Below are 22,528 nucleotides of genomic sequence, written 5' to 3'. Positions count from 1 at the left end.
ACGATCCGTCCTTCACTGCGCCGATCTACGCCAACCTTTTCGAAGGCGACGACGCAACGGGAGAAGGGAATCTGTGCTCTCAAACCACCATCGACTGCTGGGCGAAGATGCCCGCCATCGCGCCCTGCGAGGATGCCTGGGTGACCGAGGGCAAGAAGGGCGTGGCGAGGTCGCCAGCGGCGTAGATGCCGGGCATGCTGGTTTGGCGGCGCTCGTCGACCTTGAGGACAATGCCGGTGGGCGTATCCACTGTGGCGAGGCCCAATGATTCATGCAGGCTTGCGGACGGCTTGTTGCACGGATTGGCGAACAGGATGTCAACCGCGGCGTTGCGACCGGTATCGAGATTGACGGTGGTGATATGGCCTTTCTGGTGGGCGATCTCGACGATCCGGCCATCGACGAGAGGTATGTTGCGGCGCGCCAGATCGGCCTGGATATCGGGCGCAATGTCATGACCATCGGCGAAGACAGTCAACTTGTCGGTCCAATCGCGGAACAGCCTGGCAGACTGGTACGACTGCGGGCTGGACCAGACGAGGCCCCAATGCTGGCCGGCGACTTCAAAGCCATCGCAATAGGGGCAGGGCACGATGGACGTGCCCCAGCTTTCGGCAAAGCCCGGAACATCAGGCATCTGGTCGGCGACGCCATAGCTCAGGATCAGGCGGCGCGCCCTCAGGCTTTCGTGATCGTCAGTGACGACACAGAAATCGTCGATGGCGCCAGACACGCTCTCGGCCCGGGCATTGACGAGGCTGATCGTTGGGTAGCGCGCAAGCTGCTGCCGCGCCTCGACCAGGATGTCCAGCGGCGGCTTGTGATCGTGGCCGAGCAGGCCATGTGAGTGGCCGGCAAAGCGGTTGCGCGGCCGGCCGGTATCGAGAACGGTGACCTTGCGGCGGGCACGGCCAAGCTGCAGGGCGGCGGCGAGGCCGGCAAAGCTGCCGCCGATGATGATGACGTCATTCATGGTGATGGGCTCCGTGTTGTGGATGAGGGGTGGGCCGGGCACCTGATCTGGACACCCGGTTGAAACCTGCCCTTGGCTTGCACATTGCGATACTGCGTGGTATCGTATTAACGAATTTTAATACTGTCAAGTACTGGAATTGTCGTGACCGAAAATAGCCAGGGCCGGCGCGGCCGGCCCGCCAACGAAGCGCTTCGCCAAACGATCGTCGACGTCGCCTGCGAACTCTTTGTGGAATTGGGTTTTCAAACGACGACCATGGACAAGGTCGCGCAGCGGGCGAAGATATCCAAGCTCAGCATCTATCGGCACTTCGAGAACAAGGAGGCGCTGTTCAGCGCGGCCATGGTGGCCCGCTGCGATCAATTTGCACCGCAGGCCCTTTCTGAAGGCGTCGACGGTTCAGCCGAAGATCAGCTCGTGGCGGTGGGATCATCCCTGCTTCGCACGCTGTTGAGCCCGGACGTCCGCAGTGTCGAAGCCATGGTTTTGGCCGACAAGACGAATCAAAAGGCGTTAAGCAAGCTCCATTACGAGGCCGGGCCTGCCCATGTCATCGCCCACATCGAGGCCGTGTTGCGTCAGTTGCACGAGAAAGGGATGCTGAACGTACCCGATGCTCTGCTGTCCGCACGCTTGTTTGCCGCGCTTTTCAAAGGGGCCGATCTCCTGCTGATCGCACGCTTCGATGAGGCGAGAGCAGAGGACGACAACGAAATCGAATCCTATTGCCGGTCGGCCGTCGCCATGTTTATCGCCGCGCACGGTGGCATCTGAAGGTGCGCTATCGCGGCCGATGAAGAGCATGCAGCAATTGCATACGCTGTTCGCCCCGAGCAACCTATGGATGATGCGTGGACGAGACTGATGGGCTAGGCTCATTGCATGAGCGCAAAAGCCGCCCGCGCGGGCAGGCAGAGGCCGCTTTACACACGATAGCGGTCGCTACTGCGGCCTGAGTGGAACGACAGAGAAGGGTCGAAAACTGCCCCTCGCGCGTGACCGTTTTCGGCTGCGGATTCAACCGATCACTCGACGACACGGACTGAATCGTCAACACTCATGCGCTGTACTTCCCCGTAAAGGCAAACTGACGAGGCGTTTTCAGCACGAATAATGGTCATCCCGGATCCGCGCGATGCGGAGAACCAAACCGCTTGGCTAATTGTCGTCGTGGACATCTTGGGTTTGGGCATGTCAATAACGATGCGCTTTGCTTAAAAGTATCTCCAGGATTCGGGGCGGCTCGCATTGCCGTTGCATGAAAGGATTGAACCCACTTCCGTGGGCAGGATGCTCAACAACGTTGTATCGAGCGTTAAGCAATTTTCGCGGAGTCCGCTGCCGCAAGCGAACCTCGGGTAGCGTTCTGCTCCTCCTTAACCAGTTCGATGAATGCCCTAAGTGGAGCGGACTTAAATCTGCTCGAGAAGTACAGTTGAGGCCCTTCGAATGTGCGCCACCAGTCATGCAAGACAGGGTGTAGCTCACCGCTTTCCAGATAAGGGGTTAGCCAGTTTTCGAAAGTGCCGATGACGCCGCGTCCGTCGCGCGCGAATCCGATTGCTGCCGAAGCACCATCCACGCCGACGATGAGGCGGCCAGGCGGATCGACCCTGACTGTTTCCTCGCCACGCTCGAATATCCACTCGACGAGCGCGCTGCTCGAAAAACGCAACCGGATACATTCGTGATTCAGCAAGTCGTTCGGGTGTCTGGGAGCGCCGCGCGCTGCAAGGTACCCGGGCGCAGCGGCCCATGCGATCCGCTGATAACGCGGTCCAATCGGCACGGCTATGGCGTCTTGTGCCAAATGCTCGCCGTATCGAATTCCAGCGTCGCAACCAGCTGCCACGATATCGACGAGTCGGTCATCCACCATGATTTCAACGCGAACTTGCGGATGCGCTTCCATGAAGCGGTCGATGATCGGCGGCAGGATATCGACCATCACCGCACCCGTCACGTTGATCTTCAGAAGCCCACGTACGACGCTCTGCGAACTAGCGGCGTCACGCAACGCGGCACGCGTTTCTGCCATTAGCGGCGCAATACGGGTGGCAAGTGTGCGCCCCGTTTCTGTCGGCGTGACGCTGCGTGTGGTGCGGATCAGCAACGGGACGCCCAACTGCGCTTCAAGTTGTGCGATCCGTTCGCTTACTGTCGAAGGAGACAGGCGCAGCCGTTGGGCAGCGGCACGAAAACCTCCGGTATCCAGCACAGTCAGGAAGACCGAGAGCAGATCCAGATTGGAGTCGACGTCATGATTGTTCGGCATGACGATCAGTCTATTCGACTTTTACATGATTATCAAAAAGTATCGAACAGAATAGAGTGACCGCAAGCTCATTCTGGAGGACAAAAACATGAATACCATTAAAACTGTTTTGATCACAGGCGCAAACAAGGGCATCGGCTACGAAACGGCTCGACAACTCGGTCGGCTGGGATATCGCATCTGGTTTGGCTGCCGTGATGCCGCACGCGGCGAGGCAGCAATGAAGTCTTTGGTGTCAGAGGGCCATGACGTTCGGCTTTTGCCTATCGACGTGAGCCAGGACGAAAGCGTACGTGCCGCTGCTGCGCGTGTGCGGGACGAAGACGGTCGACTCGATGTGCTGATCAACAACGCCGGCATTCCAGGCGGACCTCACACGACACCCAGCCAACAACGGATCGACAGCATCCGCGCTGTATACGAGACAAACGTTTTCGGCCCGATCCGCGTGACTCAGGCGTTTGTGCCGCTGCTGAAATCTGCTGGTCAAGGTGCTGTCGTGATGGTGAGCAGCGGGCTCGGATCTCTCGGCTGGCTGTCTGATCCGGCTAACCAGTTCTATGGCGTGAATATCCTCGGCTACAACAGTTCCAAGTCGGCCCTCAACGCTGTTGCTGTGGCTTTTGCAAAAGAGCTCGCGTCAGTCGGCATCAAGGTCGATGCTGTCGATCCAGGCTACACCGCTACCGATTTCAACAACCATTCGGGTTACCGCACGGTGGAACAGGCAGCCGCTGGCATCGTCTGGCTCGCGACCCAAGACCCGGCGGGGCCGTCGGGACGCTTCTACTTCGAACAGAATCAGATTCCTTGGTGATAGGCCCTTTGCGCGTCCGCCTGACGCCTGCGCGCGACCGTAGCGCCGGAGCGGTCTGGAGGACTCGAGAGGGCACGCGAATCAGGGTGAATCCAGGAGTTGAGAGATATTTCCTGGTGGTGGGGCTCGCGCGTTAGCACTCGAAGAACGATCCAGAATCGAGCGGACCACGACGTTGGTCGCCCACTCGAATGGCCGCTTTCGAGAAATCTGGCCGGCCGTTCAGGGTCGCAAACGGCAGTAGTGGGTTGAGGCGAAGCCGGCACAGAAGATCTGGGGGGCTGGCCGGAATGGGCGCCAGTGGCAATCCCCTTTTTGTCGGCCATGCGATTAAAAAAATTTCAGTACAACTCCGGTACACCCATAACGTTCGTCGCCCTCCTAAAAATTACGCTAACCTATTGTCACGTAAATACTTTTCGATGTTTCTGCTTACGGTCGTCTTCCCTTGATTTTCCTGGGCATCGACAGTTAGCTGCAAACTCATAATCCCTTGGTCGCTGGTTCGAACCCAGCACGGCCTACCAAGTAGTAAAGAAAAGCCCTTGACGGTAACGTCAAGGGCTTTTGTTTTTTAATCAATGATTTGCGTAGGAATTTTTCTGTGGGCATCTGCGGTTTCTCGATGTCTGGAGAGCGCCGGTAACGCCCGATATGGTCGCTCAGTATCGCGATAGGCGCTTGGCGGGAGAGGGGCGCATAGATTCTCGATCCCCTGCGCCTGCCGAGTGGCCGTAGCGTGGCAGGTAAAGTGGGCGACACCTCTTTTGCGATCCCCCTATCGGCTACGGCGCCGATGTACTCCGCGACTGTATAGTGCGCAGATATTGGGCTATGTTCCCCGCCGCCTCGCGAGCGCTACGCATTACACCGATGAGCGTGGCCGACGCAGCCCCGCACCACTCGCCGTAGCCGACCAACCACAAGCGTTCCTCGTTTCGGGCGTGCGTCCCATCTGTCCTCGGAATTCCGTTGGCGTCACAGATTTGTAGCGGGTCAAGATGTTTGAGTGCGGGGCGGAACCCCGTGCACCAGATCACGACATCGACGCGGGCGTGCGTGCCGTCGCTCCACGCGACGCCGTCTGCATCGAAGTGGCTGAACGGACGCATTGAGTGCAGAACGCCGCGCGCACGCGCGTCCCGTACAGGCGGCACCATGACGATGTCGCCCAAACCACCTACCGGCGCCGTCATCGTGCGCCCATCGCGAAGCGCCTGCCATTTGGCTGTCGCGCGTTCGAACAAGACCCGGCCATCCACGTCATCTGGAAGAAAAACGGGTTCCTGCAACGTCACCCACATAGCGTCGCAGACTGTCGATACCTCCGCCAGGATTTGCGCGCCCGAGTTGCCGCCGCCCACCACCAGCACGTTTTGTCCGCGCAGATTGTCCGGGTTGCGATACTGCGCCGAATGAATCTGGCGACCCCGAAAGATCTCGCGTCCGGGGTAGTCTGGGATATAGGGTGCGCTCCAGGTGCCGGTCGCGCTCACGACTGCCTTAGCCAGCCATTCCCCACGATCAGTGGTGACCAGCAAGCCGTTCTGGATGCGGGAAACGGATTCGACATGAATCGGACGCCGCACTGGAAAGTGATAACGATCCTCGTATCTCGCCAGATAGTCGATGACCTCGTTGCGCGTCGGGTACGTGTCTTGTGATACAGGCATCTGCCAGCCTGGCAGCGAACTCCATTGCGCCGGCGAAAACAGGTGCAGCGAGTCCCAGGTATGTCGCCAGGCGCCTCCGGGGGCGTTCTGGTCATCCAGCACGATATGGCCGAGTCCCGCACGACGCAGGAAGTAGGAGGTGGCAAGCCCGGCCTGGCCACCTCCGATTACTACGACGTCAATGTCTGTAGGCATGCGCTTTCGTCCCGTCTCCTGATTCGAATTTCAGCGGTGTCGCAGCCCATTGCGCTTCAAGGCGATGGTCGGGGCACTACGTGGCCGCCCGCGACGTGATCACATGATTGAGGCCGGCTGCCCCGACCGGTGCCTCGGCAAGCCACGGAATCAATGCGGTGCGCTGCGCCAGGTTGTCCGCCACGCGGCGCACGAACGGCACCTCGCAAGTCCCTCGCTGACATAGCATCGGATCGGTCGTGCCGCTCGCCAGCAACGACTGGTTGATGACCCACGCGTACGGCGAGACCCCGGCGCGCGCGAGGTCCGCGCGCAGGCGCTCCGCTTCGTGAACCGGTGTCGCTTCCGGCAACGTGACGATGAGGATTCGGCTGTAGTCTGGGTCGCGCAGGCGCGGCAGCAACTGACGGACCGACTCCGGCATGTCACCCTGTGTACGCATCACTTCGCGATGATAGGCCTCGGCTGCATCCAGCAGTAGGATGGTGTGCCCGGTCGGCGCGGTGTCCAGAACCACAAAGCCGGACTTGCCTTGATCGACGGTACGCGCGAAGGCCCTGAAGATGGCGATCTCTTCGGTGCAGGGCGAGCGCAGATCTTCTTCGAGCATCGCCCGGCCGCCCGCATCGAGATGCGATGCCGCTTTGCCCAGCACTTCATCGGTGTACTGCTGCACTTCGCGGGCCGGGTCGATGCGCGTGACGCTCAGCCGAGGCACGACGCCATCGACGGTGGCGGCTACATGCGAGGCTGGGTCGGTGGTTGAGAGGATCACGTCGTGTCCGCGGCCCGCCAGCGCGACTGCGATAGCAGCCGCTACTGTAGTCTTGCCCACGCCGCCTTTTCCCATTGTCATGATTACGCCGTGGCCCGCCGTTGCCAACTCGTCGACGAGTCTCCCCAAGCCCGGCGGCAAGGCGGTTTCGGGCATCCGGCGCTCGGTCGGCATGCGCACGCGCTCGGGATGCGCCATGTCGCGCAGCGCGCCCAGGCCGACCGTGCCGCGCGGCAGAAACGGAATGCGCGTCTGCGGCAAGCCAGCCAGTTCTCGCGGCATGTCGGCCAGCGCCTGCTGCGCGCGCTGCGCCATGGCGGTCGCGATGGCGTCGTCACGCCGGTCGGTCGCAAAGAGCCCATTGATTGCCAGCACCTGGTTGCGAATGCCGAGTTCGGCCAGTTCGTGCCGCGTGCGATTCGCTTCGCGCAGTGCCGCGACTTCGGGGCGGCTCACCAGAACGACGGTGGTCTCTGCGGTGTTCGAGAGGCGTTCGACAGTCGCCGCGTACAGCGCCTTCTGCTTCTCTAGCCCGGCCAGTGGCCCGAGGCACGAGGCGCCCCCAGTCGACGACGAGATGAACTTGTTCCACGCCGAAGGCAACGTCAACAAACGCAGCGTGTGGCCCGTCGGGGCGGTATCGAAAATCACGTGATCGAAATCGACCGTTGCCGCCGGGTCGCCGAGCAGTTTGGAGAATTCGTCGAAGGCCGCTATCTCGACGGTGCAGGCCCCGGAAAACTGCTCCTCCATGTTGCGGATCGCCGCGGCAGGCAAGACGCCGCGATACGGCCCGACCATGCGTTCCCGGTAAGCCTGCGCGGCGGCCTCGGGGTCGATATTCAACGCGAACAGGCCCGCGGCGCCGGGCACCGCCGTCGGCAACTGGCTCAGGCCGACGCCAAGTACCTCGTCGAGATTGGAGGCCGGATCCGTGCTGACGATGAGCACCCGCTTGCCGGCATCCGCCAGGGCGAGGCCCGTGGCACAGGAAAGCGATGTCTTGCCGACGCCGCCTTTTCCAGTGAAGAACAGGTATCGGGTCTGCGTTTCAGGAAGGGACATGAGCGCTCCCTAGCAGCAGCCTGAACCCGGCGTGCAGCAGTTACCGGCCTTGATGTGCGGCTTTTCCGCCGTCGTCAGCGCAATGCCGAGTTTCTGCGCGAGTTGCTGGCGGGACGGATACATGCCCGTCGATACGATGTGGCCGTCGATCACGAGGATCGGCAGCCGTTCCATACCGGCTTCCATTTCCTTGACCACCGCCGCGTTGGCAGCGAACGCTTGCGGCGCCTGGCCGAGGTTGTAGCGGGCCACGGTGACGCCGTGCGCCTCGACCCACTTCAGGTCAGCAGCGAATTGCGCCAGCACGGGGTCCACGTCCACACCGCAAACGCCTGTCGAGCAACACATGGCGGGATCGAACACTTCGAGTTTCTTCATGGCAGGCACCTTGGAGCCATCGGGATTCAGCGGTTTCCACAAGCACGGGTGCGTCTGCGGGCAGAGATGCGTGAATTCGGGCAGACCGCGGATCGCTTCGGGAATGTGGTTTCGCTCGATGCGAATGAACCCGCGCCGCGCAAAGAATGTGTGGGCGGATTCGTCGTTCGGAATAAGGTACAGCGCGCGCAGCGATCGCGTTTGCGCTAGCGCAATGGAAGCGTCGATAAGGCGACTACCGAGACCGGACGCGCGCAGCCGCGGGTGAACAGCGACCGAACGCAACAGGGCCGCCACGCCGGCTTGTTCCAGTCCCGCCACCCCGACGATCCCGGCGTCGCGCACGGCGACGTGGAAGCCGTCGAGGCTTTGCGCCGTGAGGTCGCTGGCGGGTAGCCCGCAGGTGTTCAGCAACGCGCGGATGGCATCGAAGTCTGTGGCGGCTGCCGGGCGAATTTCGTCATCACGTGTGCTCATGCCGACGCTCCTCTACGGTCATTGCCGGGACATCACGGACATGTCTGTCGGATGGTGATGCATCGCGCCCGGATCGTGTCCAGCTATCGCATCGTGCCCATCATCGCGCAACTGGGGCATCGAACCCGTTGTGCAGCGCGGCGACGAGGCGCACCGTCCGCAGCGAATTCGTCCCAGTTCTTGCTGCAATAGCCCTGGGTGTCGACGCCCGCGTTCGACAGGGCATCCAGCGCAAACGGGTTGATACGGCCGCTCGGCGCGCTGCCGGCGCTATAGGCGCGCACGTCCTTGCCAAGCTTCTGCGCCCAATGATTCAGCATGCCTTCGGCGAGCACGCCGCGCGCCGAATTGTGGATGCAGAGAATAAGTGCATTGGTGGCCATCGCGGATGCTGCCTTATTGCTTGCCGATGTCATGCACTGCTCTGCGCAGTGCCACGGCGTCCAGTTTGTCGAGAGGCAACGAGAGAAACAGTTCGATGCGGCGTTTCAATATGACGGCGGCATCCAAGATCGCCTGCTGCCTGCGCTCTTCACTGCCTTCGACCGATATGGGATCAGCTACACCCCAATGGGCCGTCACCGGCTGACCCGGCCAGATCGGACAGACTTCGCCCGCAGCCGTGTCGCAGACCGTAAACACAAAATCCAGCTCTGGCGCACCGTCGCGCGAAAACTCGTCCCAGTTCTTGCTGCGGAATCCGTCTGCTCCAATACCGAATTCCTTCAAAGCTTGCAGCGCATAGGAATTGACGAGGCCGGTGGGGTGACTCCCCGCTGAATATGCCTTGAAGCGGTTCGCCCCATAGTGGTTCATCAGGCCCTCGCCGAGGATCGACCGGGCCGAATTGCCCGTGCAGATGAACAGGACGTTGTAGATTCTGTCAGTCATGAGGTGTTCTCAGCAGCGGTCCGAACCGGCAGGTTTCACGGGAACGTCAATGGGTTTTCCGCGCGGGACGCAGCATCCGGGTGTTCCCGGTGACAGGAGCTGCTCGCTACTTTGGCCATAGACGCGAACGCTATCCAGGGTATGAAAATGCTCCCAGGCGATGCCTTGCGGGTCCACGATCCAGTGCTTCTCGCTGCGCGCATAGCAGCAGGCGGTTTCGCCCTGGTCCAGCAAGACCATGTCCGCAGCCCTGGCGCGCTGTGCGAGTTCGGCGAGTTCATCGGCCTCTTCCACCTGGAAACCCAGATGGTCCACACCGGCCTTCGCGCCGCGCGTCGAAATGGCGAAGTTCGCGCGGGGATCGTCCAGCATCCATTTCGCGTAATCCACTTCGAGCCGCGCGGGTTCCGCGGCAAACAGCTTCGTATAGAAAGCGACACTGGCTGCAAGATCGTCAACGTGGACGTGGACGTGAAACCGCTTCATGAACGTTCTCCTTCAGGATTTGCAGGAATCGGCGCCGGGCGTGAGGCACGCCTCGCCCTGGCAACAGTTTTCGGTCAGAAAGCCGAGCAGCGCGTTCATCTGCTCGAAGGCGGTTCGATAGATCAGACTGCGCCCATCACGCTCCTGTGTGACGAGCCCCGCGTGCATCAACTCCTTCAGATGAAAGGAGAGTGTCGCATTGGGAATGTCGAGCTGCCCCGCGATGGCGCCGGGCGTCAGTCCGGCGGGGCCGGCAACAACCAGCATCCGGAATACGCGCAGGCGCAGTTCATGAGCCAGCGCGGAGAGGGCGCGGACAATGTCTTTCATTTCCATTATTCCAATATAATCGAAATAATCATAACCCGCAACAATCTATCTCTTCGATGGTCCTGCCAAACAGCCGCGGCATGAAAGCGACGCCATCAGTAGCCGCGCTGGGCGATCGGAGCCGGTCGTGAATCGGCTGCGGATGGTGTTCGGTGAGGAGCGGCGGGACTTCTAGATCTGGCTATGCATCTGTCCCGCCTGCGTCAGGGTCGCTGAAAGTTGTTTCGGCAAGATCGTTCTGAGGCAGGATACGTACTCGGCGACAAAATCTTCGTCGACGCCCCCGCATAGTCGATTAGACATCCGCGCATCGAGTGTATCGCGAAGTACTGCTGCAAACGTTGATGAGTCTTGCAGAAGCGGCAGTGCTGCGTGCACCACGGTTGCCATCGCGTCCACCTGAGCCTGCATGCGGTTAATCCGTTTCCAGAGTTTGTCGATTTCCCGTTCGATATCTTTCACGGCAGCTTCTCCGTTCCGGCACAGCCCATATGGGTCAATCGTCGTTGTGTCTCAACTTGCAGAGTGGCGACGGTACCTGTCTTGACATACGTCAAGAAGGTCGCGACTGCCTCTGCCATCATGGAAGGCCGTCAAGGCGGAAACAGAACCGCACGGGTGCCTAGGCTTCGTACAAACCTGTAGCCTCATCTGAACCTGAAGAAAGGCGGGACGGTCCTTAACACCCTCGCACCGGGGCTGCATTGGCCGGCACGATCTTCCGTATTACCTGATTCCGCGTCATTCCTTTGAGGAGCAAGGTCATGAGCAACGTTGAAGTGGTCCTATGCAGCCCAGTGCGTACGGCGATCGGCACCTACGCCGGGACACTCAAGGACGTGCCAGCGCCAACGCTTGGCGCTGCCGTTATCCGCGAAAGCCTCAGGCGCGCTGGATTGGCCGCCGACAAGGTCCATTCGCTGGTCATGGGCAATGTGATTCAGGCCGGCGTAAAAATGAATCCGGGGCGGCAGGCGGGCATCGCCGGGGGATTGCCGGTCGACGTTCCGGCGCTTACGGTCAACCGCGTCTGTGGGTCGGGAGCGCAGGCCATCGTCAGTGCGGCCACCGAAATATGGGCCGGCATGATCGAATGCGCGATCGCCGGTGGCATGGAAAACATGGATCGCAGTCCCTACCTGCTGCCGCAAGGACGCTGGGGCGCCAGGATGGGCGACGTGACGTTGTTCGACAGCATGCTGCTCGATGGGCTCAACGATGCCTTTAGCGGCCAGCACTCAGGCTGGCACACTGAAGACCTTGTGGCGAAGTGCGGCATCTCTCGCGAGGACCAGGATCGTTGGGCGCTACGTTCACAGCAACGCTTCGCACAGGCTCAGGCGGCTGGACGCTTCGATGCCGAAATCGTGCCGCTGGAGGTGCCAGGTCGCAAAGGGTCAACGGTGTTCGTCCGCGACGAGCACAATCGGCCGGATACCAGCGCCGAATCGCTTGCCAGGCTCAAACCGGCCTTTCGCAAGGACGGGACGATTACCGCAGGCAACGCGCCCGGCCTGAACAGCGGCGCGGCTGCGATGGTCGTCGCCGAGCGGGGCTGGGCCGAACGCAATGGCCTGACACCAATGGCCCGGCTGGTCAGTTATGGCGTGGGAGCCGTGGAGCCGGGTTTCTTCGGCCTGGGCCCGATCCCCGCGGTGCGACAGGCTATTGCACGCGCCGGCTGGTCTATATCGGACGTGGATCGCGTAGAAATCAACGAGGCGTTCGCGGCCATCGCACTGGCGTGTCTGCGCGAGCTGGGCTTTGCGGAAGACGTTGTAAATGCAGAGGGTGGCGCGATTGCTCATGGACATCCGATCGGTGCGAGCGGCGCGGTGCTGACTACGCGGCTGTTGCATCAGATGCAGCGTGGCGGCGGTCGGCGCGGGATCGTGACGCTTTGCATTGGCGGAGGACAGGGCATCGCGTTGGCACTCGAACTTCTGTGAACGCCTGTAGGGGTTGCGCCCGCAAGCCATGACTCGTCAAGGCGGTGAATCCACAGTCGCAAACGGCCGTAGTGGGTTGCGGCGAAGCCGGCACAGAAGAGGCGGAGGGGCTGGCCGGAATGGGCGACAGTGGCAATCCCCTTTTTGTCGGCCATGCGATTAAAAAATTTCAGTACAACTCCGGTACACCCATAACGTTTGTCGCCGTCCTCAAGATTACGCTGACCTATTGTCACGTAAATACTTTTCGGTGTTTCTGCTTACGGCCGCCTGCCCTTGATTTTCCTGGGCATCCACAGTTAGCCGCAAACGCATAATCCCTTGGCCGCTGGTTCGAACCCAGCACGGCCTGCCAAGTAGTACTAAGAATCTCTTGATGGTGACGTCAAGGGATTTTTGTTATTTGGTACCTGGAAGGCCGCCCGTCGCCCGGTTCGGGATGGCCACGACGTCTGGACAGCGACGAGCTGGATCGTCTGCTGCGCCTTGTGGACGGATACTCGAATCCAATGCCCGGCTGGATCGTGCGAATCGCATTGAAGACCGGAATGTGATCATCAGAAATCGTCACCGTCCGTTGAAGTTAGCTTGATCTCTGGCGTCGGTTGGTGCGTCTGGCAAGCGTAACGCCCTCCGGCCAAGCTGAAAAAAGCCCATCGCGATGGATGGGCCATGAATCCGTGGAGCGAGGGGCACGACATTGCGTCACGGTCAGTAAAGTCTACGCGTACGCGCTCGCCGAAAAACTAAGGAATACCCGTGCAGACACAAACATGTGTCGAAGAAGAAAGTGATGGGGCAAGCTCCGACTGCCACGGCCGAAGCAAATCACGAGATTCTCGGGGGGAAGGCCCGCGCTTGTGAGCGGAGCGAGTGAAGCGATTCGGATAACGCTTGTCGAGCTACTTCGTCACGAGCGACCAGCCGAGATGGAGATCGCCATTGCCGGACGCATGCTCCCACTGCTGCCCGCAGGCATGACAGCGGTAGAACACCAGATCTCCAGCTGCCTGCGCAAAATGCTTCCTGCGAGCCGTCCCAGTCTGCACGAGGTCCTGGTGCGCCTCTCCGCGGGGCATCGTGCCCATGAGTTGCTCACATGCGGCGCATCTTGCCATATCGGTCTCCGCCTGTTTGGATGAATCTTTACACGAGCCCATACCCGGCATGGCAAAAAGAAGTCCGCCGAAATGCACAGGCTCTAATCGGCTTCGCGGGGGGGACGTCAGGTCAGACTACGCCTGTCTACGGCAGTGGGGCCTAAGGAATACCCGCGTGACGCTATACCAAGCCGGGCAGCGCCTACTCGGGAGGGCCGAGTATGACGTCTATCGCGGCCTGACCGGAAATCTCAGCGATCAGATAGGCCCATCGACGCGAGAACGGTCCATTGCGAACCTTTATAAACGCGCCTAAAGCCTTGACGCCTACCGGCTTTATTCGGCCATCCACGCGAAACCACGCGTCGAACATGTCCTCTGTGGTCGACTTAAGCATAATGTGGATATCGAAGCCGCGATACGCAATCATCCTTTCCATTACCAACTCCAACCTCGAGGGGGGGGGCGCACGCGGAAAAATTCCGCGTAACCATTTGTTGAGCCGCGCGCCTCTTCATTCCTAAGAAGTTTCTCAACGAGAAAATTCTACTTCTTATCCCCGCTGTTTTTTTGCCGGGATTGCCGCGCGAGGCTGCAAAATGCGGAAGATCTATCGGCTTCTGATCGAGCGCGTGTTGACGTGATGCTTCGATAAAATCGGCGCCAGGAAAATGGGCGTAGAATGAAAAAGTTTACAGAACTACTCGTAAGCATTCGCGAAAAATTGATATACGGATGTGTTCTGTTAAGCACACGTACCTCTTCTTTGCGCCAGCTGTCGCTAGACGATCGGAGGTGCGGGCATGTGGGAAATAGTCGAGAGAAGTTTTAATGGTTTCGAGATATGGATTAATCTCGAAACATGCCTTGACGATGTTGGGGTTACGACATACTCATATGTTGGCTTATTTCGAGAGCCTAACGCGAATTTCGAGGATTTTCATTCATTTAGGCCGGGGGGGCGGCGTTTACTTTAGCGACAGAGCAATTGCAATCGAGTCTTGCTTGACCATAGGGAAATGCGAGATCGGCGGGAAAATTTGTTAGGACTACAACCAATCATTCTGTCCGCCAGGCGCCTGCGTCGTCGGTGGCTCGTTGTAATGCTCGAATCCGATGGCAAGGTTACGCGCACGGTCGCGGCAAGCCGACGACATCGGAATGCCGACTAACCTCGATTGTCGACCCAGTCGCGTGCCCACGTGGTGGCGTGTCCCAGGGCTTGCGTTTCGTTGTCGAAATAGTCGAGCGCGTAGAAATTGTAGGCAACCGGCGCTGTGTCAAGCGCACCGGTCCTCACGAGAAGGAGGTTGGCAGCAAACCAGCCGTCCGGTAGTCGGTGCGCGGACGGGGAGATTGAATAACCGTTGTATTGGTGGCGATGTTGGGTATTTTGCATTGACGATTGTCGAGCACCTGCACGACAACCATGCCGGACAAGCAAGACAAATTGAAGGTGGGGCGAGACGGATCGTGTCGTAAAGACAAATGACGCGCACATTGACGCGAGACGATCGGAAAGGCAGCGCATCGCTGCGCGAGGAAGCGGGTGAAGCAGACAAACGAAGGGCCGGTAGACCGGCCCTTTAACTACATTACAGCGGGGTGATATTCGAGGCTTGCATGCCCTTCGGGCCACGCTTTGTCTCGTAACTCACCTTCTGATTCTCAGCAAGCGTCTTGAACCCATCGCCGCGAACTTCCGAGAAGTGAGCGAAGAGATCGTCGCCGCCAGCATCAGGGGTAATGAAGCCGAAACCCTTGCTATCGTTGAACCACTTAACAGTACCGGTATCCATATTGATTCCTTGAAACGAAAAAACACAGCTCCATTGAGGAGCAACAAAAACTTCAAGGAAGAGGAGAGGACAACGAGTACCGCGCAGACGAGGCGGAAAATGGTGATCAGCAATCGAGCTTCTTGAATATTTCTGGGCTAAAGATACAGGGACAAGTTCGGGATGTCAATGCATATCGTTAATTGATCCCGCTTTGGTGCAACGCGCTCTTTTGTGGAGGCGTGCGCTAGAAATGAGGTGGGTATTCACTGGCAGCACACTGGCAGCGCTATGTGCATTCGGTCCCGCCGCCGGCGCCGACAAGGATCGGACGTGTGGTGACACGCTTCGCGATTCTGCTATCGTGTGTCGCCATATCACTCGGAGATACCCCAAATGCGCAAACTCTCTTTTCTGCTCCTTGCCACCACGGTCCTGTTGGCCAGTTGCGCTGTCTATCTTCCCGACGAGGGTGGTTACGGCGGACGCGGTGGCCCGGGGAATGGCTTCTGTCCGCCGGGGCAGGCGAAAAAGGGCAACTGCTAAACGGCGTGATGCGCCCGCGTACGCATCGGTGGGCGGGCGCTTCGCACCGAATCCGGCCGACGCCGTCCCGGTATCGCCCCGTCCCACCTCCGGCCCCATCCCCAGCCGAGCCCGCAGCATCGCAAACACGCCCACCGCCGCCGCGACAAACATCGACGAGTAACTGTACTGGGCGGAGAGGATGCCCGCCAATGTCAGCGCGAGCAGCGTCCAAACGCTCTGCGCCAGCGAGACCAACAGGAAGCATGGCGTCGCGCACGTGAGCGCTGCCGCGGCTAACCAGCGACGCGCCACCACCCGCTTGCCCCTCTTGAGATGCAGCCAGTCGGAAATGTGTCCTGCGAGCCGCACGGTCACACACGCGCCCGTCCACGCAATCAAGCCGATTTACCGCAGCAACGACAGCGTGAAACAAAACTGTCGGCGAGATATTTCGGCGTCCACGTCAACAGCATGAAGTGGCGACGCCTAAGCGGAAATCGTCTTGTTGATGATGGAGTGACCGATCTGTCGGCAAACCCGAACGGCCCGCGGGTCGTCGCGAACCCGATCAGGGCCGCCCCGCCGAATACCGCAAACTGGTATCGCGTCGCCCCGGCGTCCACCCAGCCTACAGTGCCTGCTTGCATGACGTCTCCCAGACGTGGGGTTCTCAGCGAAGTGCCCGGTGCCCTTCGGAAAACATTATCGATTATATATAATGCATAATTCGCATCAACTGATATCAAGAACCGATCCACCATGTCCCATTCGCTTCCCGTGGTCGCCATCGCCTCGCTTGGCGGCACGATCAGCATGACCTCGTCAGACGCCGCCGCCGGCGTCGTCCCGACGCTTGACGCCGCACAACTGGCCCGCTCGGTGCCCGGCTTGTCCGACGTGGCGACGATTACAACGTCATCGCTTCGCCAACTGCCGAGTGCTTCGTTGCGCTATGACGACCTGATGGAGGCGCTCGTCTGGGCCGAGCAGCAAGTCGCGGCCGGGGCGCGCGGCGTTGTGCTCACGCAGGGCACCGACACGCTCGAGGAGACGGCCTTCCTGCTGGACCTGTTCTGGACACTGCCCGCGCCGCTCATCCTCACGGGGGCGATGCGGGCGCCGCAGGCCGCAGGCGCAGACGGCCCCGCGAATCTGCTGGCGGCCGTCAGGGTGGCGCTCCATTCCGAGAGCGTCGGGCGCGGCGTGCTCGTCGTGATGAACGACGTGGCGCACTACGCACGCTGGGTCAGCAAGGGCGATTCGCTTGCGGTGCAGGCGTTTGTGTCGCGTGACGGTGGCGTCGCCGCGCGTCTCGTCGAGGGAGCCCCTGCGTTCTTCCATGCACGTCAGGCGCGTCCGGGGCCACTGACGCGGCCCGTACGCGCCTGGCCGAAGGTCGCGCTGGTGACGGCCGTGCTGGGCGATGATGGCGAACTGGCGGAGATGGCGGTGAAGGGCGGCTATGAGGCCGTCGTGATCGCCGGGCAGGGCGCCGGCCACGTCTCGTTTGCATTCGCACAGCGTATCGGCGTGCTGGCCGAACAAGTGCCGGTGGTGATCGCCAGTCGCGCGGCGGGCGGCTCGACGGCGTTTCAAACTTACGGGTATGTGGGCGCCGAAATCGACCTGGCCCAACGTGGCGCGCGCATGACCGGCTGGCTCTCTGCACTCAAGGCGCGCCTGTTGGTCGCGGCGCTTCTCGCGTCGGGTGTCGCGCCCGGAGCGGTTGGGGATGCGGTGGCGAATTGGAGTAGACTCACGCGTCAATAATCCACGCATGGCACCCCTTTGAAAAGCATGTCTTCCGTATCCGCCGGCGTAGCGAGCGTATCCGGCGCCTCGGGTCGTCGCCGGCTTACGGCATACCAATATGCCATCGAGACGCTGCGTACCGAGATTCTGCAAGGCAAGTTGAAGGCGGGCGACCGGCTTCGGCAGGACGATCTCGCTCGCCGTCTGGAGATGTCGACAACGCCCGTGCGCGAAGCGCTGCGCACGCTGGTATCCGAGGGGCTGGTGTTTTTCGACGTGCACCGCGGTGCTGTGGTGCGCGGTCTCACGATCGACGACGTCAACGAGCTGTACCGCCTGCGCAAAACCCTCGAACCGATGATGGCCGAGCAGGCGATGGCTACGCTTCGCGAGGGGGACATCGTCAACGCACAGGCGTTGCACGCGGAAATGCTCGCGACGTCGGACGTCGCCCAATGGACCGAACTGAACCAGGCGTTTCACGCCGCGCTATGGGCGTCGCAGGACAACTCCCGGCTGGCGCACCTGATCAAGACGCTGCGCGACGCGTCGGGTCCCTACATCGCGCTGTCGCTCCACATGCGTCCCGTGCACATCGACGTGAGCAATCGGGAACATCAGACGATGCTCGATGAGTACCGCGCACGCGACGTGGCCGCCGCCCGGCGGCACACGCAAGAGCACCTCGACGCCACGCTGCGCATCATCGTCAAGGCGATCGAACAGACCGAGGCGGCAGCGAACGCGTGACGTTTGCCGGTTCGCCGGTGGCGCCTTCATGTGACGCGGGCGGGTGAGTCGCGAAGCATTGTCAGCACCGCTCGATAGCGGCGCAGGAGCGGCCGATGCTTATCGTTTCGATAACCAGGTCGCTCACGTGCACATAAAAATGCGGCTCGCCCGCGCACGCCGGCGAGCCGCGAATGCCTGAACGCACGTAGCGGCGTTCGGCCCACAGGACCGCATGCGCCCCATGTTCTTCCCAGCCTCGACGGTGGCCGTCGGAGCCGTTGCCGCCGTCGCAACGGGTGCTTGCCCGTTGGCGTTGGCGGCCGCCAGCGATATCATCTGCCCGCCAGCATCGAGCCGCGCTCGCGCAAGTTGACGTGCATGTCGAACGCGTGCTCCAAGGCGTGCGGCGTCTGCCCGCCGTAGCGCAGGGCGTCGCGATAGTAGTCGCGCAATACCTCGCGGTAGCTCGGATGCGCGCAATGATCGATCACCAGGTTCACGCGCTCGCGCGGGGCGAGCGTGCGCAGATCGGCCAGGCCCTGCTCCGTTACAAGGATGTCCACGTCGTGCTCGTTGTGGTCGACGTGCGGCACCATCGGCACGATGCTAGATATCTTTCCGTCCTTGGCAATCGACTTGGTTGCGAAGATCGCTATGCGGGCGTTGCGAGCGAAGTCGCCCGAACCGCCGATGCCGTTCATCATGTGCGTACCGCCTACGTGCGTGGAATTCACGTTGCCGTAAATGTCCGCTTCGAGCGCGGTATTGAGCGCAATCAACCCCAGCCGTCGAATGACTTCAGGATGGTTGCTGACCTCTTGCGGACGCAGGACAAGCTTGTTGCGATAACGCTCGAGATGATTGAAAACACGATCCTGCACGGCTTGCGACACCGTGATCGACGACCCCGACGCGAACACCATCTTGCCCGCATCCATCAGTTCGAACGTTGAGTCCTGAAGCACCTCCGAATACATCGTGAGGTTCTCGAACGGCGAGTCGATGAAGCCCGTGAGCACCGCATTGGCAATGGTGCCGATGCCCGACTGAAGTGCGGGCAGCGTGCGCGGCAGGCGGCCGCGCGAGACTTCATGCTGGAAGAATTCGATGAGATGGCCGGCGATGCTTTGCGTGTCCGCATCCGGCGGCAGCGCATTGGATGCGCTGTCCGGCGTGTCGGTGATGACGATGGCGGCGATCTTCTCCGGCGCGATCTTTACCACGTTCGTGCCGATGCGATCGCGCACGTCGACGATGGGCAGCGGCGTGCGATGTGGACGCTGACCCGGAATCCAGATGTCGTGCATGCCTTCGAAGGCAAGCGGCTGCGCGAGGTTGATCTCGACAATCACCTTCTCCGCAAGAATCGCAAAGCTCGCCGAATTGCCGACGGACGAACTCGGCACGAGCCCACCGTCTTCCGTGATGGCAACGGCTTCGATCACGGCCACGTCAAGCGCGCCGAACTGGCCGGTGCGCAGGAATTCGACCGTCTCCGACAAATGCTGATCGACGAACATCACGTCGCCGCGATTGATCGCGCCGCGCAGCGTCGTGTCGACCTGGAACGGCAGACGCTTCGCCAGCACGCCGGCTTCCGTCAGCGTCTTGTCGGAATCGTGCCCGAGCGAGGCCCCCGTGATCAGCGTGATCTTCATCGGGTGGGCCTTGGCCCGCTTGGCCAGCGCAATGGGCATGTCCTTGGCGTCGCCGGCACGGGTGAATCCGCTCATGCCCACCACCATGCCATCGTCCACCAACGTTGCCGCGTCATCGGCACTCATCACCCGGTCGCGCAGCGACGCCAGGCGGATGCGGTCTTCAAACATCTTCAGGCTCCTCGTCTCTCTCTCTTATACGAATCCCTTGATCTTTCGGCGTGGCAGCCAAGGGCAAGCCTGTCCGCGCCTGATTCGCAGTGTATTGACCCGTTGGCTACATTTCCAATATATTGAACTGTGGAATTCGATACTTTGTATGTATTAAACACGGAAACCCCGGCGGCGCTGGGCTGACAGAGGAGCGGTCATGGAATTGCGGCATTTGCAATATTTCATTGCGGTCGCCGAAGAGCGTCATTTCACTCGGGCGGCAGCGCGTGTCGGGATTCAGCAGCCTCCCTTGAGCTTGCAGATCCGGCAACTCGAGGCGGAACTGGGCGGGCCGTTGTTCGTGCGTCTGCCGCGCGATGTCGTACTGACTGAGCTGGGTGAGGCGTTTCTGCCGGAGGCACGGCAGGTGTTGGAGCGGGTGGCGCGCGTCAAGCGCCGAATGCAACAGATCTCACGCGGCGAAGCGGGGCATATCCGTATCGGCTTTGCGGGCGCGACATACTTCGAACCTAGTATTCCAGCGTGGATCCGCGACTTCCGCGCACGCTATCCCGATGTGCAACTGCACCCGCAACAGAGCAACACGGCCAGCCTGCTGACGGCGCTGGTCGACGAAGCGGTCGACGTGGCGTTTGTTCGCACGCCGTTCGAGGTGCCGCCGGGAATTGTCACGGTGCCGGTCGTCGACGAGCCGATGGTGCTGGTGTTGCCCCTCGGCCACGCGATGTGCGCGCGGGAGCGCGTGCCGCTGGCCGCGCTTGCCCATGACGAGTTCATCTTGCTGCCGCGCGAGATCAGTCCCGCGCTTTACGACCGCACGATTGCGGCCTGCGAGTTAGCGGGATTTCATCCGAAGCTCGGGCAGGAAGCGCCGCAGATCACGTCGATTGTGCCGATGGTGGCGGCCGGGTTCGGGGTGTCGCTGGTGCCCGCGTCGGTGAGTCAGATTCGTACGCCTGGCATGGGATTCTGGTCGATCGAGGGCGACGTGCCGCATGCACCGATCAGTCTCGCCTATCGCGCAGAACACGCCTCGGCGGCGCTCGACAGGTTCATCGCAATGTCGCCGTCACGGGTGCCGGATGTTGGCGATAGCGCACCGCCGCCCGGTTGATCGTCTCGGCGTAGTCAGGGCTGGGCTTCCCGGGTGTCACGCCGACGACTCGCTGTCGTTGGCGGCAGATCGGGGCGTCGGGGGGAGGGGACGGCCCACGCCAGTACGTTGGGCGACCGGGGCGTCGCCATAGGCGTCGTAACCACGATGGCGCGGGCTGGGCACGGCGGCGTCGCGCGCGGGCAGCCAGCCGTTGGCGCGCAACTTGGCGATGAGCAGCGGGTGAATCATCAGCGAGTAGAGCAGGCAGGTGGCCGGCAGCGAGAATGCAAGCGCCGAATCCTTCCAGATCAACGCGGGGCCGATGGCGAGGACGGTCCACGCGAGCGCATGCCAAGCGAATCCGTAGGCCAACAGGTAAAGCGGACCGAGGAAGAAAGCCGCGACGCACGACAGACGCGTGATCTCGACGACATCCCCGTCCGCCGGATTGCGAAATTTGAGTGCCATGGCGAGGTCGGAGGAGGGAGGCGGAGCATGCAACATTACCCGAGCGCCGACCCCATTTCGTCCCCCCTTTCGCGGTAGTGGCCTGCCGCATCGCCGAATGGCCGGCAGCCGACAAACTGCTTATGCCGAATCGGGAAAATTACCGAGAATAGCGACAGTGATTCGGGACTAAAGTGGAATTGCCGTGGTTTAGATGTGCCCCCGACCTCCACGGACTATCCGGCCCGCCGATCAGGCGGGCCGCTTTTTTTTCCGACCGTTTGTCGCGATTCCTGAACATGTTAGGATTTCCCGAAAAACAGCATCGGCCGGCAGCGTCGTCGCTGCCGCTTGAATGAAGGGGACATGTGATGCAATCTTTTCGCTTTTCCTGGCACTACGTCAGCCACACGCCGCCGGGACGCCCGTTCGATTTCGAGGGGGCCGTCACCCCGCGTACAGACGAGCGCTTCGATGGTGCCGTCGATGCCTACTGTGAAGGACGCTACATCGGCCGCTGCGAATTCTCGAGTATCGACGCCCATGACGCGTCCGAGGCCGCGGCGCAGGTCCGAAAGCGTATCGAGCGGCGCATTGAGGATCGCGTTGCGCAAGAGAGCGCGTCCTCGCACTGAAGCCCTCATTGACGGCCGCGCCGCGGGCGGCATGATGTGCGCGCCCGGCGCAAGCGCTTGCTGCGGATGACGATTGTGCTTCGCGGCGCGCATACGCGCACTACACACCTTTCCAGTTCACGAACGCAAGGCGTCTCGGGATCGGCGGCGAGCAAAAAAAACGGCCAGCAAGTTGCTGGCCGTGAAATCCACCAGGAGGAGGTGGAGGAGACAGGTGCAACTATATCAGGGAAATCCCTAGACGGGTTAACCTTTGCAGAAAATTTTGTAGAAAAACGTCAACTGCGACAATTCGTCGCTTTTCGTCGCGTCAATCGCTCAACAGCCCTACCTGTATAGCC

Annotated in this window: 23 protein-coding genes and 1 pseudogene; 8 read left to right on the top strand and 16 right to left on the bottom strand. The window is 61.0% G+C overall.

Features of this window, described 5'->3' with window-relative positions:
- Nucleotides 1-79 precede the first annotated feature (79 nt).
- Entirely contained in the window at nucleotides 80-973 is an 894-nt protein-coding gene (locus PTE31013_RS11620) for an NAD(P)/FAD-dependent oxidoreductase (RefSeq protein WP_150612940.1), read from the bottom strand.
- 144 nt (nucleotides 974-1,117) lie between these two features.
- Here PTE31013_RS11620 and PTE31013_RS11615 point away from each other — a divergent pair, with 144 nt between their 5' ends.
- Complete coding sequence (locus tag PTE31013_RS11615; protein WP_150612939.1) at nucleotides 1,118-1,750, top strand: TetR/AcrR family transcriptional regulator; 633 nt, start codon at nucleotides 1,118-1,120, stop codon at nucleotides 1,748-1,750.
- Nucleotides 1,751-2,291: 541 nt separating this feature from the next.
- Here the strand turns inward: PTE31013_RS11615 and PTE31013_RS11605 are convergent.
- Nucleotides 2,292-3,251: a LysR family transcriptional regulator gene (locus tag PTE31013_RS11605; RefSeq protein WP_150612938.1), complete on the bottom strand. Its 960-nt coding sequence runs from the start codon at nucleotides 3,249-3,251 to the stop codon at nucleotides 2,292-2,294.
- Nucleotides 3,252-3,339: 88 nt separating this feature from the next.
- On the opposite strand from PTE31013_RS11605, the gene PTE31013_RS11600 reads away from it, so the two are divergent.
- Complete coding sequence (locus tag PTE31013_RS11600; protein WP_150612937.1) at nucleotides 3,340-4,068, top strand: SDR family oxidoreductase; 729 nt, start codon at nucleotides 3,340-3,342, stop codon at nucleotides 4,066-4,068.
- Between the two features lie 785 nt (nucleotides 4,069-4,853).
- On the opposite strand, the gene PTE31013_RS11595 is transcribed toward PTE31013_RS11600, so the two are convergent.
- From PTE31013_RS11595 to PTE31013_RS11555, 8 genes and pseudogenes are all read right to left on the bottom strand, one after another.
- Nucleotides 4,854-5,936 carry an ArsO family NAD(P)H-dependent flavin-containing monooxygenase gene (locus tag PTE31013_RS11595; RefSeq protein ID WP_150612936.1) on the bottom strand — a complete coding sequence of 361 codons (1,083 nt, stop codon included), beginning with the start codon at nucleotides 5,934-5,936 and terminating at the stop codon, nucleotides 4,854-4,856.
- A gap of 76 nt (nucleotides 5,937-6,012) precedes the next feature.
- Nucleotides 6,013-7,776, bottom strand: a complete 1,764-nt coding sequence (arsA, locus tag PTE31013_RS11590; protein ID WP_150612935.1) for an arsenical pump-driving ATPase — start codon at nucleotides 7,774-7,776, stop codon at nucleotides 6,013-6,015.
- A 9-nt stretch (nucleotides 7,777-7,785) separates the two neighbouring features.
- The gene (gene arsD / locus PTE31013_RS25300; protein ID WP_150612934.1) at nucleotides 7,786-8,631 is read right to left on the bottom strand and encodes an arsenite efflux transporter metallochaperone ArsD; all 846 of its coding nucleotides are present in this window, start codon (nucleotides 8,629-8,631) and stop codon (nucleotides 7,786-7,788) included.
- Between the two features lie 104 nt (nucleotides 8,632-8,735).
- A pseudogene (locus PTE31013_RS11575) lies at nucleotides 8,736-9,014 on the bottom strand (arsenate reductase/protein-tyrosine-phosphatase family protein); the annotation flags it as partial.
- A 13-nt stretch (nucleotides 9,015-9,027) separates the two neighbouring features.
- Nucleotides 9,028-9,522 (bottom strand): arsenate reductase ArsC, encoded by a 495-nt coding sequence (locus PTE31013_RS11570; protein WP_150612933.1) that lies wholly within the window; start codon nucleotides 9,520-9,522, stop codon nucleotides 9,028-9,030.
- Between the two features lie 9 nt (nucleotides 9,523-9,531).
- Nucleotides 9,532-10,008 (bottom strand): ArsI/CadI family heavy metal resistance metalloenzyme, encoded by a 477-nt coding sequence (locus PTE31013_RS11565; protein ID WP_150612932.1) that lies wholly within the window; start codon nucleotides 10,006-10,008, stop codon nucleotides 9,532-9,534.
- 12 nt (nucleotides 10,009-10,020) lie between these two features.
- Complete coding sequence (locus PTE31013_RS11560; protein ID WP_150612931.1) at nucleotides 10,021-10,344, bottom strand: ArsR/SmtB family transcription factor; 324 nt, start codon at nucleotides 10,342-10,344, stop codon at nucleotides 10,021-10,023.
- 165 nt (nucleotides 10,345-10,509) lie between these two features.
- The gene (locus PTE31013_RS11555; protein WP_150612930.1) at nucleotides 10,510-10,800 is read right to left on the bottom strand and encodes a hypothetical protein; all 291 of its coding nucleotides are present in this window, start codon (nucleotides 10,798-10,800) and stop codon (nucleotides 10,510-10,512) included.
- A gap of 302 nt (nucleotides 10,801-11,102) precedes the next feature.
- Here PTE31013_RS11555 and PTE31013_RS11550 point away from each other — a divergent pair, with 302 nt between their 5' ends.
- Nucleotides 11,103-12,287 carry a thiolase family protein gene (locus PTE31013_RS11550; RefSeq protein WP_150612929.1) on the top strand — a complete coding sequence of 395 codons (1,185 nt, stop codon included), beginning with the start codon at nucleotides 11,103-11,105 and terminating at the stop codon, nucleotides 12,285-12,287.
- Between the two features lie 902 nt (nucleotides 12,288-13,189).
- Here the strand turns inward: PTE31013_RS11550 and PTE31013_RS11540 are convergent.
- The 4 genes from PTE31013_RS11540 to PTE31013_RS11525 form a co-directional block, all read right to left on the bottom strand.
- The gene (locus tag PTE31013_RS11540) at nucleotides 13,190-13,405 is read right to left on the bottom strand and encodes a hypothetical protein (protein ID WP_150612928.1); all 216 of its coding nucleotides are present in this window, start codon (nucleotides 13,403-13,405) and stop codon (nucleotides 13,190-13,192) included.
- Nucleotides 13,406-13,589: 184 nt separating this feature from the next.
- Nucleotides 13,590-13,826: a hypothetical protein gene (locus PTE31013_RS11535; RefSeq protein WP_150612927.1), complete on the bottom strand. Its 237-nt coding sequence runs from the start codon at nucleotides 13,824-13,826 to the stop codon at nucleotides 13,590-13,592.
- A 729-nt stretch (nucleotides 13,827-14,555) separates the two neighbouring features.
- Entirely contained in the window at nucleotides 14,556-14,786 is a 231-nt protein-coding gene (locus PTE31013_RS11530) for a hypothetical protein (RefSeq protein WP_150612926.1), read from the bottom strand.
- Between the two features lie 196 nt (nucleotides 14,787-14,982).
- Complete coding sequence (locus PTE31013_RS11525; protein WP_017231945.1) at nucleotides 14,983-15,186, bottom strand: cold-shock protein; 204 nt, start codon at nucleotides 15,184-15,186, stop codon at nucleotides 14,983-14,985.
- Nucleotides 15,187-15,561: 375 nt separating this feature from the next.
- Here PTE31013_RS11525 and PTE31013_RS24810 point away from each other — a divergent pair, with 375 nt between their 5' ends.
- The 3 genes from PTE31013_RS24810 (at nucleotide 15,562) to PTE31013_RS11510 (ending at nucleotide 18,195) form a co-directional block, all read left to right on the top strand.
- A complete protein-coding gene (locus PTE31013_RS24810) occupies nucleotides 15,562-15,711 on the top strand; it encodes a hypothetical protein (RefSeq protein ID WP_174978526.1) in 150 nt (49 codons plus the stop codon).
- A 741-nt stretch (nucleotides 15,712-16,452) separates the two neighbouring features.
- Nucleotides 16,453-17,463, top strand: a complete 1,011-nt coding sequence (locus tag PTE31013_RS11515) for an asparaginase (protein WP_150612925.1) — start codon at nucleotides 16,453-16,455, stop codon at nucleotides 17,461-17,463.
- Nucleotides 17,464-17,490: 27 nt separating this feature from the next.
- Nucleotides 17,491-18,195 carry a GntR family transcriptional regulator gene (locus PTE31013_RS11510; RefSeq protein ID WP_150612924.1) on the top strand — a complete coding sequence of 235 codons (705 nt, stop codon included), beginning with the start codon at nucleotides 17,491-17,493 and terminating at the stop codon, nucleotides 18,193-18,195.
- Between the two features lie 314 nt (nucleotides 18,196-18,509).
- Here the strand turns inward: PTE31013_RS11510 and scpC are convergent, their stop codons facing one another.
- The gene (scpC, locus tag PTE31013_RS11505; RefSeq protein WP_150612923.1) at nucleotides 18,510-20,006 is read right to left on the bottom strand and encodes a succinyl-CoA:acetate CoA-transferase ScpC; all 1,497 of its coding nucleotides are present in this window, start codon (nucleotides 20,004-20,006) and stop codon (nucleotides 18,510-18,512) included.
- A 199-nt stretch (nucleotides 20,007-20,205) separates the two neighbouring features.
- On the opposite strand from scpC, the gene PTE31013_RS11500 reads away from it, so the two are divergent.
- On the top strand, nucleotides 20,206-21,123 hold the full coding sequence (locus tag PTE31013_RS11500; RefSeq protein ID WP_150612922.1) for a LysR substrate-binding domain-containing protein: 918 nt from the start codon (nucleotides 20,206-20,208) through the stop codon (nucleotides 21,121-21,123).
- A gap of 36 nt (nucleotides 21,124-21,159) precedes the next feature.
- Here PTE31013_RS11500 and PTE31013_RS11495 read toward each other — a convergent pair whose 3' ends face one another.
- Nucleotides 21,160-21,573, bottom strand: coding sequence for a hypothetical protein (locus PTE31013_RS11495; RefSeq protein WP_150612921.1), 414 nt, complete (start codon nucleotides 21,571-21,573; stop codon nucleotides 21,160-21,162).
- 350 nt (nucleotides 21,574-21,923) lie between these two features.
- Between PTE31013_RS11495 and PTE31013_RS11490 the strand changes: the two genes are divergently transcribed.
- Nucleotides 21,924-22,187: a hypothetical protein gene (locus PTE31013_RS11490; RefSeq protein ID WP_150612920.1), complete on the top strand. Its 264-nt coding sequence runs from the start codon at nucleotides 21,924-21,926 to the stop codon at nucleotides 22,185-22,187.
- Nucleotides 22,188-22,528: the final 341 nt, after the last annotated feature.

Origin of the sequence: Pandoraea terrigena, from assembly GCF_902459705.1 — a bacterium.
Lineage (GTDB): Bacteria > Pseudomonadota > Gammaproteobacteria > Burkholderiales > Burkholderiaceae > Pandoraea > Pandoraea terrigena.
The sequence above is the reverse complement of the archived record's forward strand: the minus strand, read 5'-3'. Positions and strand labels throughout refer to the sequence as shown.